This is a genomic window from uncultured Endozoicomonas sp. (assembly GCF_947495845.1).
Lineage (GTDB): Bacteria > Pseudomonadota > Gammaproteobacteria > Pseudomonadales > Endozoicomonadaceae > Endozoicomonas.
Genome location: NZ_CANMAO010000009.1, coordinates 61,835 through 77,609, shown reverse-complemented (window position 1 = coordinate 77,609; position 15,775 = coordinate 61,835). Strand labels below are relative to the sequence as shown.

The 15,775-nt window shown below is 48.6% G+C and carries 15 protein-coding genes; 9 read left to right on the top strand and 6 right to left on the bottom strand.

The features are described from left to right. Positions 1–11 precede the first annotated feature (11 nt). The gene (locus Q1B11_RS08680; RefSeq protein WP_299730736.1) at positions 12–254 is read left to right on the top strand and encodes a phosphopantetheine-binding protein; all 243 of its coding nucleotides are present in this window, start codon (positions 12–14) and stop codon (positions 252–254) included. Between the two features lie 259 nt (positions 255–513). On the opposite strand, the gene Q1B11_RS08675 is transcribed toward Q1B11_RS08680, so the two are convergent. The 3 genes from Q1B11_RS08675 to argH are packed head-to-tail and all read right to left on the bottom strand — an operon-like array spanning position 514 to position 4,735. Beyond that, positions 514–1,740 carry a pyridoxal-dependent decarboxylase, exosortase A system-associated gene (locus Q1B11_RS08675; protein WP_299730733.1) on the bottom strand — a complete coding sequence of 409 codons (1,227 nt, stop codon included), beginning with the start codon at positions 1,738–1,740 and terminating at the stop codon, positions 514–516. Continuing rightward, positions 1,737–3,305 (bottom strand): acyl-CoA ligase (AMP-forming), exosortase A system-associated, encoded by a 1,569-nt coding sequence (locus Q1B11_RS08670; protein WP_299730730.1) that lies wholly within the window; start codon positions 3,303–3,305, stop codon positions 1,737–1,739. The genes Q1B11_RS08675 and Q1B11_RS08670 overlap by 4 nt, the downstream gene beginning before the upstream one ends. Positions 3,306–3,337: 32 nt before the next feature. After that, positions 3,338–4,735 carry an argininosuccinate lyase gene (argH, locus tag Q1B11_RS08665; RefSeq protein ID WP_299730727.1) on the bottom strand — a complete coding sequence of 466 codons (1,398 nt, stop codon included), beginning with the start codon at positions 4,733–4,735 and terminating at the stop codon, positions 3,338–3,340. 402 nt (positions 4,736–5,137) lie between these two features. Between argH and Q1B11_RS08660 the strand changes: the two genes are divergently transcribed. The 7 genes from Q1B11_RS08660 to Q1B11_RS08630 all read left to right on the top strand — a co-directional run bounded on the left by Q1B11_RS08660 (position 5,138) and on the right by Q1B11_RS08630 (position 11,655). Next, positions 5,138–6,199, top strand: coding sequence for a histidine kinase (locus Q1B11_RS08660; RefSeq protein WP_299730724.1), 1,062 nt, complete (start codon positions 5,138–5,140; stop codon positions 6,197–6,199). A 12-nt stretch (positions 6,200–6,211) separates the two neighbouring features. Continuing rightward, entirely contained in the window at positions 6,212–6,952 is a 741-nt protein-coding gene (locus Q1B11_RS08655) for a LytTR family DNA-binding domain-containing protein (protein WP_299730721.1), read from the top strand. A 110-nt stretch (positions 6,953–7,062) separates the two neighbouring features. Beyond that, entirely contained in the window at positions 7,063–7,986 is a 924-nt protein-coding gene (gene hemC / locus Q1B11_RS08650) for a hydroxymethylbilane synthase (protein WP_299730718.1), read from the top strand. 18 nt (positions 7,987–8,004) lie between these two features. Next, positions 8,005–8,751 carry a uroporphyrinogen-III synthase gene (locus Q1B11_RS08645; RefSeq protein ID WP_299730715.1) on the top strand — a complete coding sequence of 249 codons (747 nt, stop codon included), beginning with the start codon at positions 8,005–8,007 and terminating at the stop codon, positions 8,749–8,751. A gap of 29 nt (positions 8,752–8,780) precedes the next feature. Further along, entirely contained in the window at positions 8,781–10,046 is a 1,266-nt protein-coding gene (locus Q1B11_RS08640) for a uroporphyrinogen-III C-methyltransferase (protein WP_299730712.1), read from the top strand. Next, the gene (locus Q1B11_RS08635) at positions 10,043–11,281 is read left to right on the top strand and encodes a heme biosynthesis HemY N-terminal domain-containing protein (RefSeq protein ID WP_299730709.1); all 1,239 of its coding nucleotides are present in this window, start codon (positions 10,043–10,045) and stop codon (positions 11,279–11,281) included. The genes Q1B11_RS08640 and Q1B11_RS08635 overlap by 4 nt, the downstream gene beginning before the upstream one ends. Beyond that, positions 11,278–11,655, top strand: a complete 378-nt coding sequence (locus Q1B11_RS08630) for a DUF423 domain-containing protein (RefSeq protein ID WP_299730706.1) — start codon at positions 11,278–11,280, stop codon at positions 11,653–11,655. The genes Q1B11_RS08635 and Q1B11_RS08630 overlap by 4 nt, the downstream gene beginning before the upstream one ends. A 190-nt stretch (positions 11,656–11,845) precedes the next feature. On the opposite strand, the gene Q1B11_RS08625 is transcribed toward Q1B11_RS08630, so the two are convergent. Continuing rightward, positions 11,846–12,721, bottom strand: coding sequence for a hypothetical protein (locus Q1B11_RS08625; RefSeq protein WP_299730704.1), 876 nt, complete (start codon positions 12,719–12,721; stop codon positions 11,846–11,848). A 235-nt stretch (positions 12,722–12,956) separates the two neighbouring features. Here Q1B11_RS08625 and trmB point away from each other — a divergent pair, with 235 nt between their 5' ends. Continuing rightward, entirely contained in the window at positions 12,957–13,688 is a 732-nt protein-coding gene (gene trmB, locus Q1B11_RS08620) for a tRNA (guanosine(46)-N7)-methyltransferase TrmB (protein WP_299730702.1), read from the top strand. A 269-nt stretch (positions 13,689–13,957) separates the two neighbouring features. On the opposite strand, the gene hemW is transcribed toward trmB, so the two are convergent. Together hemW and Q1B11_RS08610 are read right to left on the bottom strand one after the other, a co-directional pair. After that, a complete protein-coding gene (gene hemW, locus Q1B11_RS08615; RefSeq protein ID WP_299730699.1) occupies positions 13,958–15,109 on the bottom strand; it encodes a radical SAM family heme chaperone HemW in 1,152 nt (383 codons plus the stop codon). Positions 15,110–15,137: 28 nt separating this feature from the next. Beyond that, entirely contained in the window at positions 15,138–15,761 is a 624-nt protein-coding gene (locus tag Q1B11_RS08610; RefSeq protein ID WP_299730696.1) for an XTP/dITP diphosphatase, read from the bottom strand. Between the last annotated feature and the right edge of the window lie 14 nt (positions 15,762–15,775).

The following is a 15,775-nucleotide window of genomic DNA, read 5'->3' as shown; positions in this document are numbered from 1 at the left end:
TGGAATAGAGAATGTCCAAACTGGAGCAACTTAATACCATTTTGGCGGAACTGCTCAAACTGGATACCAGTGAATTTGATGAGTCTACCGAACTTCTGGGCGCTCTCCCGGAGTTTGACTCAATGGCGGTTGTTGGGCTGATTACCGCTATGGAAGAAACCTTTGGCATCGCTGTCAATGATGATGATCTGGATGCAGAATTGTTTTCTACTGTTGGATCGGTACTTGCTTACATTGAGAGAGCCTCTGCATAACGAGGCTCCACGCTAAAATTTATATTTCCAAAAACAAAAAAGGAATAGCTTTAAGCAATGCGTCCAACTCCAACGTCGCTTTTCAAACGAGATGGCAAATGTGTTGATATTTTCAAGTAGGAGCCCTCATCTTACCAACATCAAATATTGCTTGAACTTGAAGCAACACTGGATCAACAGATATTCAGTCTATCTGCTCTCTGCTTAATTTAACGGATGAAGATATAGAGCAAAAAGTCACCGACTACTTCATTATCGCTTAGAGAAATAACTCAACTACTTCCGGGTGACCTAAAAAACGCTGAGGGCTGGCGGTAGCACCATAAGCACCAGACTGCAGCACAACAATAAAATCACCAATATCTGCTTTAGGTAACGGCAATTTTGCACCAACGATATCCAGAGGCGTGCACAATGGCCCTACCACTTCAACTGTCTCAAGCTCTTCACTTTCCAGACAATGAGCTAGTACCACAGGGTAATTTTTCCGAATCACTTGCCCAAAGTTTCCAGAGTTCGACAAATGATGATGTAACCCCCCATTGGTCATTAAAAAAGTCTGTCCGCGGGATACTTTTTTATCCGTCACCTGACAAATGTAATAACCAGCCTCACCCACCAACCAGCGGCCAAGCTCCATAACAAACTCGGTAGATACTAACGACGATGGGAGAGCATCTATCAGAGATTGCAGGTTTTCAGCAATACCGGCTAAATCCAGAGCCTGCTCTCCCGGAAAATACGGAATTCCCAGGCCACCACCTATATTTACATGCTTTACCGGTGCAGAAGCTAACTCTGCGAGGCGGGCAGCCAGCTCAAAGGTTTTCTGATGACACTCAATCAGTGACTCAGATCGAAGGTTCTGTGAGCCAGAAAAAATGTGGAAGCCCTGAAAATCCACTTTCTCTGTATCAAGTGTGGCCAAAATAGAAGGCATCTGTTCTGCGTCAATACCAAACTGTTTTGGGCCGCCAGCCATCTTCATGCCGGAAGATTTCAATTCGAAGTCCGGATTTACCCGGAACGCGACTCGGGCACGAATACTCAGATCATCATAACATTCATAGAGACGCTGCAACTCAAGGGGAGATTCAACGTTAACGGTGATCCCTGCAGCAACAGCCGCTTTCAGTTCGAGCATGCCTTTAGCTGGCCCCGCAAAACTAATGTCAGCAGCAGCCATGCCACTACCCAGAGCAATCAGCATCTCCTGGTGAGAAGCCACATCAAGACCATCCACATGCTGAGCCATATGGCTGACTAACGCCGGCATAGGATTGGCCTTAATGGCGTAGTGCAACTTTAATGCTGCCGGCATCAGCTCTCTGAACTGAACCACTTTTGCACTTAAAACGGATCGATCATAGATATAACAAGGCGAAGAGCCCGCTATAGCCACCAGTTCATTTGCTGTGCGGCCGGCAATTATCAGACGATTATCGTTAGATTGAAGCGTTTGCAGGCGATGATGAGTCTTACTCATGCCTTGCTCTCCTGAAATAGCCTACGATACTCATCCAGCAAAGGCTTTCGATCTATCTTCCCGTTAGGATTTCGAGACAGCGAAACGTGCTGAACCACCCGTTTTGGCACCATATAGGCAGGCAGACATTGTTGACAGTGACGAATCACTGAAGCTTCATCCGACACACCGCCTTCACTGCATACGACAACCGCCACAATGGCCTGCTCAAGCCTTGGATGAGGTACACCAATCGCAGCCACTTCAGCAACCAGGCCAGAAGCGTAAATCACTTCCTCAACTTCTGAAGGACTGACCCGGTAACCAGACGTTTTGATCATGTCGTCTCGTCGGCCAATAAAATACAAATAACCTTCGTCGTCTTTTCTGACAATATCACCGGACCAAACCGCTAGTTCTTTATTGGGAATCTCGGGAAGCCCATTAGGTGCAGGTCGAAACCGTTCAGCGGTGCGTTCAGGATCATTCCAGTAACCCATCGTGACCAATGCACCTCGATGCACCAGTTCGCCAGGTTCATTAGGTGCACTGGCTTCGCCCAGCTCATTAATCACCATGACATCCGCATTGGGAATGGCTTTACCAATGGAACCAGGGCGAATATCCACTTGTTCAGGAGGGAGATAACAGGAGCGGAATGCTTCCGTAAGGCCATACATTAAAAAGGGTCTGGCATTTCGGAAACGGCGACGCAGGATATCCAGAGTGGAAGTGGGCATTGAGCCACCGGTATTGGTGAAGTAGCGGAGGCTGTCTGCAGCGCCTTCTGCCCAGTTCAATTCGGCCAGTTGAATCCAAAGCGGCGGAACCAGACCGAGGCCAGTAATCTGCTGCTGCTCAATGGCTTTAATCACATCTTGAGGTAACAAGTATTCCAACAGGTAGCAACTGGCACCCACCAGAAATGCCGTGGTTAATTGGCTGAACCCATAATCGAAACTGAAGGGTAAAACACACAACAGGCGATCTTCAGATGTGTTACCAATGTATTCAGCAACACTGGTCGCACCCGTCACCATGTTGCGGTGAGAGAGAATAACGCCTTTCGGCTTCCCGGTACTTCCTGAGGTGTAGAGTATCGCCGCCATATCAGCATCAATGGCGTGTATGGGTTCCCACATTCCGTAAGGCTGAAGAAAGCGCGCCCAATTTGTTGTACCACGGACGTCTGCATCCACCAGCACTACGTGTAAAAGGTCGTGACACTGACTGATCTCGGCTTCCAGTTGCTGATAGCGAGCTTTGTTAGTGATTAATACACGAACATTGCAGTCTTTCAGAATGTGGAAAACCTGCGCAGCCTTTAACACCAGATTCACCGGAACCATGACACCGCCCGCAGCAGTAGCGCCAAAATAACTGAACACAGCTTCCGGTGTTTTCGGCAGATAAATACCCACTCGTTCATTGGTAGATAGCCCCAGTTTTTGCAAACCGGCAGCCACTGACCGAATCTGTCGGGCGAGTGTTTGGTAATCAAGCCACTGATTTTTGCAGCCGAGGGCCTCTGAGGCTGGCGTACGTTCTGCCTGCCTCAAAGGGATCTGGTGTAACAACAAGCTCATGGAGGTAATTACTACTCAGGAATTTTCAACAGTTACAGCGCTTCACGCGCATTTTTTACTGCCTTCCGAACCTGCTCCGGTGCAGTGCCTCCAAGATGATTTCGGGCACTGACGGAACCTTCCAGAGTCAGAACATCAAATACGTCCTGCTCAATGGTGTCGGAGAAGGCTTTCAATTCATCCAGGGTCATTTCAGACAGATCACGACTCTCCTGAAGACCAAACGCGACGGCTTTACCCACCACTTCATGGGCATTTCTAAAAGGCATACCCTGTCGTACAAGATAGTCTGCCAGATCTGTTGCCGTACTAAAGCCTCTGCGGGCTGCTTCCAGCATGCTCTCTTTTTTTGCCTGAATATGAGGAACCATATCTGCAAAAGCTCTCAGGCAATCCCGCAGTGTATCTACAGTATCAAACAGTGGTTCTTTATCTTCCTGATTGTCTTTGTTGTACGCCAATGGTTGAGACTTCATCAACGTTAACAAGGACACCAGATGGCCATTCACCCGGCCAGTTTTGCCTCGCACCAGTTCCGGCACATCGGGGTTTTTCTTCTGGGGCATGATGGAAGAGCCGGTGCAGAAACGATCAGGCAATTCAATAAAGTTAAACTGTGCAGATGTCCAGAGCACCAACTCTTCAGACATCCGCGACAGGTGCGTCATGATCAAGGCGCCAGCAGCACAAAACTCAATGGCAAAATCCCGATCACTGACGGAATCCAGCGAGTTATTGGTCGGGCGATCAAAGCCCAAGGCTGATGCCGTCATTTCACGATTAATTGGATAGGTTGTTCCAGCCAGTGCTGCGGCGCCCAGTGGGCTGACATTGACCCGCTTTCGGCAATCCTGCAGCCGTTCAAAATCACGCACCAGCATTTCGTACCACGCCATCAGATGATGACCAAATGTCACCGGCTGAGCTGTCTGCAAATGGGTAAAGCCCGGCATGATGGTGTCGGCTTCGCGTTCGGCAACATCCAGCAGGCCTGCCTGCAACCGTTTCAGCTCAACGCTGATGTTATCGATTTCATCACGTAGCCAAAGCCTGATATCCGTCGCGACCTGATCATTCCGTGACCGACCAGTGTGCAGCTTCTTACCCGCATCGCCAATGCGATCGGTCAGTCGTGCCTCAATATTCATATGAATATCTTCAAGCTCGATGGACCAGTCAATGCGATCCTGCTCGATATCTTCCAGAATGCCTTCCAGACCAGAAATAATGGCTTTCAGTTCCACCTCGGTGAGGAGGCCAGCTTGATGCAGCATATTCGCGTGAGCCATAGAGCCCTGAATATCGTGACGATACAGACGTCGATCAAAATCGATAGAGGCAGTAAAGCGAGCCACAAAGGCATCCACACCTTCACTGAAACGACCACCCCACTGCTGGTTACTGCTTTTATCACCGTCACCTGCTGACATCGATTTCTCCTTCGTCTGGCGTCGTTTCAAACCGACTCACATCAATATTGAATGAAACAAAAACGCCAACTGGTTCTCATTTTTAGAAGACGAACGTACAATCTCATCAAAATCCGTCATCAACGAACTTTTAAGTATCTGACCATATGAAATCCCAGATTTCTGGCTTAATGGGTAGTTACTATGTAAGGCGCAGCGGCGTGAGCATAGCCTTAGCTATGTGATCAGAGCTGCAACGCAACAGAGTGACTGACCAGTAAGTCAGAAAATAGGATTTTATATGATCAGATACTTCAGGCGGCATTATATCGGTGTCACGTATTGATTGCATCGCTCTTTGAGAGAATAGATCTATCACCGATAACTAATAAATTGAATTTGCCAAGACCAGAATTTTCCCTAATGACAGATCACCACGAACATCTTAAGGATGATTTTTTTCTACCGGACCTGGGCTCTGTCAGATCCGTATTTCTGTTGGTACTGATATCGGAGTTATTTGTGTTGGTGCAGGTGCTCGCCCTGCCCGGGACGATGGATTTCAGCTGGTCGCGTTTGGCGATGATGTCGCTGTTCGTACAATGGATCGTTCTGTCCAGTAGCGCTTTCCTCTATCTGGCCAGGCCATACCTCAAGAAATTACCGACCTGGCAGTCTGTGACCATTGCCATGGCTGGCGTTCAGGTCATCACTCTGATACTTACCTTGCTGGCTCAGAAATTTATCCTGCCACTCAGTGGCCCCATGCCTGACTGGTTGCAGATTCTGCGAAACATGCTGGCGGCACTGCTGATATCAGGCATGTTGTTCCGATATTTTTATATCCAGTATGAAGTTCAGATGCAACAGCAGGTTATCCACAACGCTCGACTGGATTCACTGCAGGCTAACATTCGCCCGCACTTTCTGTTCAACAGCATGAACATCATTGCCAGTCTGATCCAGATAAATCCGGATAAGGCAGAACAGGCGGTGGAAGATCTTTCCGACCTCTTCAGAGCAAGCCTGCAAAATCGCAGCGCCGTGGTGCCAATTCATAAAGAGATTCAGATCAGTAAAAGCTACTTGAGAATTGAGCAGCACCGACTGGGTGACCGCCTTCGGGTAAATTGGCAACAGGGCGACTTACCTGCAAATATCACCATTCCCCCATTTACTCTGCAGCCCCTTGCAGAGAACGCGGTTTACCACGGAATTCAACGGCTTGAGCAAGGTGGCAGTATCACTATTCAGATATCTGCTGACCATCAAATGGTTCAGATTTCCGTAGAAAATCCGATGCCCTATACAGAGACCATTTCAACAGGCAACCAGATTGCTTTGAGCAATATCCGCTCCCGGTTGGAAATGCTGTATGGGAATAAAGCAAGAATGACAACGGATATCAAAGAACAGGATGGTTCAAAATGGTTCACCGTACGGATTCAATATCCCAATAAAATCGATAATCTACTACAGGAATAGACGACTGGAACAATGAATGTACTGATCGTTGATGATGAGCCCCTGGCCCGGGAACGACTGCGACACCTGATCGCCCGGATTGATAACTTTATGGTACTGGAGCACGAAGCCAGTAATGGCCGTGATGCCATTGATTTGTGCACCAAGCTGCAGCCGGATATTGTCCTGATGGACATTCGTATGCCGGTTATGGGCGGCCTGGAAGCCGCAAAGTACATCAGTAATATGGAAAGGCCGCCGGCCATTATTTTCTGTACCGCCTACGACAGTCATGCCCTTGAGGCGTTTGATGCTCAGGCTGTCGGCTATCTATTAAAACCTATTCGCCTTGAAGATTTGACCATGGCGCTGCAAAGAGCCAGCCGGCTCAATCGTTTGCAAATGGCCTGGTTGGATGTGCAACTGCCGGAACAGCATCATGAAAAAGAGCATATTGCCGCAAAAACCCTTCGTGGTATCGAGCTGGTTCCGTTAAACGATGTTCTCTATTTCATGGCGGATAATAAGTACGTCACGGTTCATCATCGTCATGGGGAAGTATTGATTGATGATCCACTGAAAGTGCTGGAAGAAGATCACACTCACGACTTTGTGCGGATCCACCGTAACGCCCTGGTACGTCGTGATGCTATTGAGAGTTTGTCACGTAATGATAAGGGTCACTGTTTTCTTCATTTGAAAGAAGTGCCTGAGCCGTTGTCCATAAGCCGTCGTCATGTGCCGTTGATCAAAAAGATCATGCAATCTCTATAAGTAACCGTATTCAGGCTCCGGTAGTGGAGCCTGAACTGTCTCTTCCCCCAAGTCTGTCGTATTATCTTCCCTAATAAGCCCCATTGACTGAATAAGAAGTTATCAACCCCGTGAAAGCCATCCGCATTGCCACCCGAAAAAGCGCGCTTGCCCTCTGGCAAGCTGAATACGTCAAACAGCAGCTGGAACTGCATCACCCGGGCATTCGGGTCGAATTGGTGAAGATGAGCAGTCAGGGCGACCGCATTCTTGACGCGCCTCTGGCCAAAATTGGCGGCAAAGGCTTGTTTGTCAAAGAACTGGAAAATGCGCTGCTGGAAGACCGTGCAGATATTGCCGTGCATTCCATGAAGGATGTGCCTATGGAATTTCCTGAAGGGCTTGGTCTTGGGGTTATCTGCCCACGGGAAGATCCCAGAGATGCGTTTGTCTCCAACCACTATGTAAACCTTCATGAACTGCCCCAGGGCGCCGTGGTGGGCACATCCAGTCTGCGCCGACAGTGCCAGATTCTGGCTGCCCGGCCGGATCTGACCATCAACTTCCTCCGGGGCAATGTGAACACCCGTCTGGCAAAACTGGATGACGGCCAGTACGACGCCATTATTCTTGCCGCTGCGGGTTTAATTCGTCTGGAAATGAAAGATCGCATCCGCTCGTATCTGGATACAACCACCAGCCTGCCAGCAGCCGGCCAAGGCGCTGTTGGTATTGAATTACGTATGAATGATGAAGAGACCCGTCAGCTGATTGCACCACTCCATCATGAAGAAACCGCGATTCGGGTTGGTGCTGAGCGCGCCATGAATCGTCGATTGAACGGCGGTTGTCAGGTACCTATTGGCGGTTTTGCAGAACTGGAAGGCGATCAACTCTATATGAGAGGTCTGGTTGGCGATCCGGATGGCACCACCATTTATCGCAGCGAAGTTCGCTGTGCTATCAGTGATTTTGAAGCCGCTGGGATTCAGGTGGCTGATGCGCTTCTGGCACAGGGAGCGGATAAAATCCTGTCAGCGCTCTCGCACCCATAACTGCAGGTACATAATCCAATGAACCTGTCTCACATCCGAGCATTGGTCACCCGCCCTGAGCCTCAAGCTCAGGCGCTGGCGGACAGTATTATCAAAGCCAGTGGCAACGCCTGGACAATGCCGATGCTACACATCAAGGCTTTGCCAGAAACACAGACTATGAGAGATTGTGTTTTGTCCCTTGAACAGTTTGATAAAATCATCGTCACCAGTCGCCCCGCCGCCAATCTGGGGCTTGAGTTGATAGAACAGTACTGGCCACAATTGCCTATTCATTGCCAATGGTTCGCCATCGGTGGCAGTACTGCTGCAGAGCTGGAACATTACAACATCAAGGCTGCATTCTCAGACGTCGGTGTGGATAGCGAAGCACTGCTCAATCTTGATGCCTTTAGTCACATCCAGAATGAGAAAATACTCATCATCAAAGGTGTCGATGGTCGAGGTTTGCTGGAAGAACATTTGCATCAGGCTGGTGCAATAACCCAGACGCTGGACGTCTACCAACGCGCATGCCCCCAGTACGAAGATGATGAATTGGTAAAAAAGTTGGAAAGCCATTCAATCAATGTCATCCTCTGTGGTAGCGGTGAAACCCTCTCTAACCTTGGGCGTTATCTTCCGACCTCCCGTCGAACCGGCTTCCAACTGCTGGTTCCCAGTGAACGCGTCGCCCAACAAGCCAGGGATCTGGGTTTCCAACAAGTTTTGAATGCCTGTGGCGCCAGCAACGATGCCATGCTGCAGGCTTTAGCCCAAATCTGATTTGGGCAAACAACCCGGACGACCCAAACGTGAGTAATACTGACCAAAGTAATGTAAATCCACCCGGTGCTGACGAGAAAAGCACTGACCGTTTGCCAGAAAACAAAACGAAAGACACCTCTCAGAAAGCACAAAAAAAACCGGTAAAAACAAACGCATCTTCTGGCCGGAGTTTGGCAGGTCTGTCGCTGATACTTGCCCTGGGTGCCATCGGCCTTTCCGGTTATATAGCCTGGCGAGCCATGCCCATCGAGCAAAATCAGCCTCTGCTGCAAGAGTCCATGAACCTGCTGCAGGCTCAGGTGGCAAGGCAACAGGCAAGGCTAACAACCGTGGATGAAACCACCACGAGCCTTCTGGAAAGACTGCAAAATCAGACCACCGACCTAGAGGAACGGGAAGAGCGACTGTTATCTCGAGTCGATAGCCTCTCTGGAAAAGTGACGAATCTGGAAGGCTCCACTCGGAACCAATGGCATATTGGTGAAGTTGAGTTTTTACTGCGCTTGGCAAACCAACGACTTCTGACCACGAACGATACTGCTTCAGCCCTCAGCTTAATGGAAAGTGCCGATCAGATTCTGGATCAGATGAATGAGTTTTCCGTATTTCAACTCCGGGAAGCACTGGCTGAAGACATCGCTGTATTGAAATCTGTCGATGTACTGGATCAGGAAAATGTCTGGTTGCGCATACACGCTCTGACGGATCTGATTCCACAGCTGATCACCCTCGATGATAATCAGCTCACTGAAAGTGCGACAGCACCTCTGGCAGAATCAAACTCTGCAGAAACAACTGACGAAAGCACAACCTGGCAACAAACCATTCAAGTCATCCTCGCTGACACCTGGCAACGATTTACCAGCTTGTTTCGGGTTAATACCGATCGAGCCAAACCCATTGAAGTGTTGCTGGATGCAGAACAGGATTTGTTAATTCGACAGAAACTGATTCTCTTGATTGAACAAAGCAAGCTGGCTCTAATGACCGGGCAGTCGGTGATTTATCAAAACAGTCTGCAACAAACCATTGATTGGATTAACCAATACTTTACCCTTGGCGGTGAAACCACCCGTCGTCTATTAACAGAGCTGGAAGCACTGAAAGCCCAGCCTGTCACCCCAGAAACCCCTGAAATCTATCGTTCATTGGAAGCGCTGAAAGATTATCAGAATACTGAACTGGAAAATGATCTCGAACCAGAAACTGAAAGCCCCAAGCCACCAGCCGTACAGGATGAACCCATAGAAGATGATATCGAGACCAATCCTCAGGGAGCGGTCATTTCATGAAAGGTTTTGCACTGTTTCTTCTATTAGTCTCAGCCTGCTTCCTGCTGGCCAATATCATGGTAAACGACCATGGATACATTCTTGTCGCCTACGACAATATGACCTTTGAGAGCAGCCTATGGGGCATGATGCTGCTGGTTGTCATTTCAGCGGGCGTACTCTGGCTGGCATTAATTGCACTCAAAATCTTATTGAGCATGCTGAGTATTGTTTATCCGGTATCGTCCCATGCCAAAAAAATAAAATCCCGCAAATTGTTTGACCGTGGTCTGGCAGAATTTACAAAAGGCAACTGGCGCAGAGCAGAAAAACTGCTCGGCCACGCGGCAAGTATTGGTGATCCGTCGCTTATTAATTATTTGGCGGCAGCAAAGGCATCCCATGAAGCAGGTAATTTTGAAGCCAGTGCCACCTGGCTGCGTCTGGCTGACACCAAAACACCTGGCGCAGAAATGGCGATTGGGATTACTCAGGCTCAGCTGCAACTTTCCAGTAATCATCTGGAACAAGCTTTGGCTACGCTGCAAAGTCTGCACAAAAAATACCCGCGCCATGCTTATATTCTGAAGATGCTAAAACAAGTTTATGTGCGCCTACATGACTGGCAGTCCCTTGAAACACTGCTGCCAAAACTGCGCAAGCTCAAGGTGATCAATGAAGACGAACATCACCAACTGGAAACCAAAGCATTTCAGGAGCTCTTTGCCCAAGCCTGTAATTATGGCCGTAACCGCAGCGCTCTGGAAGATCGGGTGCAACCTGCCAATGATCTCTGGGCCAAGCTAAGCCACAGCCAGAAAAAAGATCCAGAGATACTCTTTCGGTATGCTGAGTGTCTGGTTCGACTGGGAGTAGAAGACAAAGCGGAATCCGTACTAAGAACGCACCTCAACCAGTGCTTTAGTGAAAATCTGATTCGCCTCTATGGCAAAATTTCTGGTATTGACCTGAAAAAACAATTGCTCTTTGGGGAGTCGTTATTAAATAAACGCCCCAACGATCCCGAACTACTGCTCGCACTTGGTCGGCTGGCCCTGAAGAATGAACTCTGGGGCAAAGCCAGAGAATATCTCGAGACCAGTTTGAAACTAAGAAGGTGTGTCGATGTTTATAACGAACTTGGGCACCTCCTGACTCACCTGGATGAGTTTGAAGCCAGTGCACGCTACTTTCAGGAAGGTTTAAAGCTGGCAGCAGAGAGCGCTACTCAACTGCCTCTGAGCGCACGCCTATGAATGCGCTGTTTATTGGTGCCACCGGTGGCATGTTAGCCGTTGCCTTAAGCGCGTTTGGCGCTCACGCCCTGCAAAGCTCTTTTGCCGAAAGAGCAATGGAAGTGTATCAGACAGCGGCTGACTATCAGTTTTACCACAGTCTGGCACTGGTATTTGTCGCTCTGCTCGGTAAATTTTACCCTGCTACTAAGAAGCTAAACTGGTCTGCGGGCTTTTTCACTGTGGGAATGCTGCTGTTCTGCGGCAGCCTCTATCTTTTGAGTTTCACAGGTATCCGGTGGCTTGGAATGATTACCCCGCTGGGGGGCGTGTCGTTTATTCTTGGCTGGCTGATGCTGGTCATTTTTAGTGTGACTCATTATTCCAATGACTAATACAAACGGCGCTTTTAAATTTTGTGCGAACAAGTTATTTTGGACAACAGGGCAATACCCACAGGGCATAAAAGGCGAAGAGACGAGTCATAACCATAGTTATGGCGAGGAACTTCAACACAGATCCCGTTAGCTAAAATGGCTGCACAGCCCATAATTTAAAAGCAGAGTTGGTTATAAGACAGCCCTTTCAGAGCTGCCTTAATTCCGGTTTAGCTGTCATACCGTGAATGGTCAGATCATGGGCGTTCCAGATCTCAAATAGTTTGCCAGAATGCTCTACTAATACGGGCATCATACTCACAGTGAGGTCTTCTGCGTAGCGACAACCCGCTTCTGAATATATGTTCAAGGCTGTTACATTGGGAACCGTCATCGTATCGACCTGATAACTGTTTACTGCCAGTAGTTCACTTTGCCCAGTTGCCGGATTGGTGACACTGGCCATTCCTCTTTGTGGCATGGTAGTTGTTACCTGTTTGGTACCACCTTCATGTAAATAGGCGGTACATGTCTTCCCAAAGACTAACCCCCAACGGGATACATGAATAAACTGACCTGACTTTTGCCCCGCTTCATAAGAACCTCTTTGCTCACCTGAAGGGTCATCAAACCTGTAACCATATTGACGGTAAGACTCTGTTTGCTCAAAAGGCTGGCCAGCCAATTGAACTGAGGTAACAAAGTACTTGGACTCTGTCAGATGAAATGGGTTGAATGGATAAGGATGCACATAACCCAGCACCACAGGCTGATCGAATGGCACAGATTGAAGTTGGTCGTAAACAGACTGGTCATAAGTTGAGACTTTTAACGTTTCAGAAGGATAGTGTTTACCATTAGCACTATGATTTGCTCCAACCTGAATCGTCATTTCTTTTGTGGAAAAGAGTAGCCCTCGGGTAACCACGTCCCCTTTATGGCCAACTAGCACGCCGCTTCCCCAATACCCATGAGGAGTCGACGATACCGGAGCTCCGAACACTGTTTGTGTCATCAAACCTGAGTAGATAATTGTGCTGGCAGCCACTCGAATCAATAAACCTGGATTTAAACTACTGAACATAACCTTCGCCTTATTTATGAAATTTCGAGACTCGCTCGAAGACAGTCATTGCTCTGACAGTTTTTAATCTTGAAAATTCAAAAAAATATTGCCTTTTTTGGGAGGAAAACCCTACGGGCACAGCTTTCACAACCGCTCCCACAATGAACAACAGCGACTTTTACCCGTTAAGAAATTTGCATTTTGAAGAGTGGGCAGTATCTTACGCGGTTATTTCCACAGATTCAGAACCCCAATGAACGATATCACTAAGTCAGTTGATGATGCTGAGAACCCACATGATACCAACCCCCATCAACGCCGGATAAAAAGCTTTGTCTTACGCGCAGGTCGTATGACTACAGGTCAACAACGTGGCTGGGATGAGTGTTGGCCTAACTGGGGTCTGTCTCTGGAAAGCGGTACTGAAGGTTTCCTGAATGCTTTTCCGGAACAGGCACCACGGGTTCTGGAAATCGGTTATGGCATGGGCCACTCTCTGGTGACCATGGCTTCTCAGGAGAGCGATAAACACTTTATTGGTATTGAAGTGCATCGCCCAGGTGTTGGCAGCCTCCTAAATGAAGCGCGACTGGCAGGCATTAGCAACCTGCGCAGCTATTGTGATGATGCCGTTGAAGTGCTTAAGCAATGCGTACCCGATGGCAGCCTGTCTCGAGTGCAGATTTACTTCCCGGACCCATGGCACAAAAAGCGTCATAACAAGCGTCGTCTGATTCAGCCGGAGTTTATCCAGATGATTCGTCCAAAACTGGCGATTGGTGGCGTTGTTCATCTAGCGACAGATTGGGAAAATTACGCCGAGCAAATGCTGGAGGTAATGAACGCTGCAGAAGGCTATGACAATCAGGATAAAGAAAATGGCTATTCACCACGTCCGGATTTCCGCCCACTGACCAAGTTTGAAAAACGTGGTCAGCGTTTGGGGCATGGTGTTTGGGATTTGCTGTTCACTCGCCTTAGCTAGGGGGCGTTACCAACTGGTCATACAACCAGCCACCCATGGTTTGCGCCAGGCAAGGCACGAGCTGCGCTGTGTGGTTATTCCACATAAGCAGCGAGTAACGCTGTATGGCGCAAATCATGGGTGGCCCTTCGGGTTGGTTATACAAACACTCATGCTGCGTTGAACGATTTGAACATAGAGCCACCATGTCCTGCATCGTTCGCCTTGCCTGAGTGTTTGTATAACCAACTGGCTGGATGACCAGTTGGTAACGCCCCCTAAGTGCAGAGTTAAGTAAATAGCTCCAAAAGGTCGTTCAGAAACAACCTGCCCGTTGGGGTGGGTTGCAGGCGACCTTGCTCAAGCGGCTCTAACAAACCTTTTTGCTGAGCCAGTGCTAACGACGCTTTGATACTGTCCAGACTGTCACCGGTTCTTGCACTGTACAAACCCTTTTCAACACCATGATTCAACCGCAGCACATTCATCATAAACTCGATAGGCAACTCATCAACCGCCAATGTTCGCCGCCCTGTTTCAAAGGCTTTCTGCTCATCATTTGCCGCTAAGTAATCTGCTGGCATTCGGGTTTTCCAGTTACGAATGATCTGGCCTGTGGATAAATCAGTCAGCTTGCCATGGGCACCGGCACCAATCCCCATGTAATCCCCAAACTGCCAATAGTTCAGGTTGTGCCTTGAGCGTTTGTCAGCCTGACTGTATGCCGAAATCTCATACTGTTCAAAACCCGCTGACGCCAGTAGTTTCTGGCCTGCCTCCTGAATATCCCATAATGTGTCGTCTGGTGGGAGCACAGGTGTTTTTGAGTAGAAGACTGTGTTTGGTTCGATGGTCAGCTGATACCAGGAGATATGCGCAGGTTTCAGGTCAATGGCCCGTTGAAGATCATGGAGCGCGTCATCAAGAGATTGATTGGGCAAACCATGCATCAAATCAATATTGATATTGGTGAAGCCGCTTTCAATGATGGACTTGATGGCCTGATACGCTTCTGCAGCACTGTGGATTCGGCCAAGCTTTTGCAGTTTTTCATCCTGAAAGCTTTGAACACCGAGAGAGATTCGGTTCGCTCCCGCCTCGATATACGACTGGAAACGATCATGTTCATAGGTGCCAGGGTTGGCTTCCATGGTGATTTCAATGTCATCAGTAAAGGTGACATGCGCCTGAAGACCATCAAACAGCCTCTGGTACGCTTTTCCTGATAATAGGCTAGGCGTTCCACCCCCAATAAAAATCGAGTGTATAGCGCGTCCCTGAACCTGTGGCAGCTCACTCTGGAAATCATGCAACAGTGCACTGATATACGCGTCCTCCGGAATGTCGCCATTCAAACGGTGGGAGTTGAAGTCACAATAAGGGCATTTCTTCACGCACCAGGGCACGTGAATATAAAGACTGAGGGGAGGAAGGGTTAACATAAAGTCCATCACCGAGGCGTTTGCAGCCTCAGTTATTCAGCTCCTTCAGGCTACTGATCAGCTTTTGCAAAGCCTGAGCGCGGTGGCTTAATTGATTTTTAACTTCTGATGGTAATTCAGCGGCCGTTTTGTGTTCTGTGGGCACCATAAACAAAGGATCATAACCAAATCCGTGATCACCCAGCGCTTCTTCAATAACAAAACCTTCCCACTTGCCGTGAGCAATGATGGGCGTTGGGTCATGCTCGTGACGAAGGTAAACCAGCACACAATGGAAACGCGCTGTTCGCTCTGCAAACTTAACACCGGCAAGCTTTTGCAGCAGCTTTTGGTTGTTGTCTGCATCAGAAGCTTCTGATCCTGCATAGCGTGCAGAGTAAATGCCAGGCTCGCCATTCAGGTAATCCACCTCAAGCCCGGAATCATCAGCAATCACTGGCAGGCCGGAGATCTTTGCTGCATAGCGGGCTTTCAGGATGGCATTTTCCACGAATGTCAGCCCAGTTTCTTCTGCTTCAGGCAATGTAACCCCAATACCAAACTCGCTTTGAGGCTGCATCTGGATATAAAGCGGCTCCAGAAGTCGCTGGAATTCTGCCAGCTTGCCCTTGTTACCACTGGCAAGCACGACCTGGCGAATATCCCTGGCCATAATATCTCTCTATT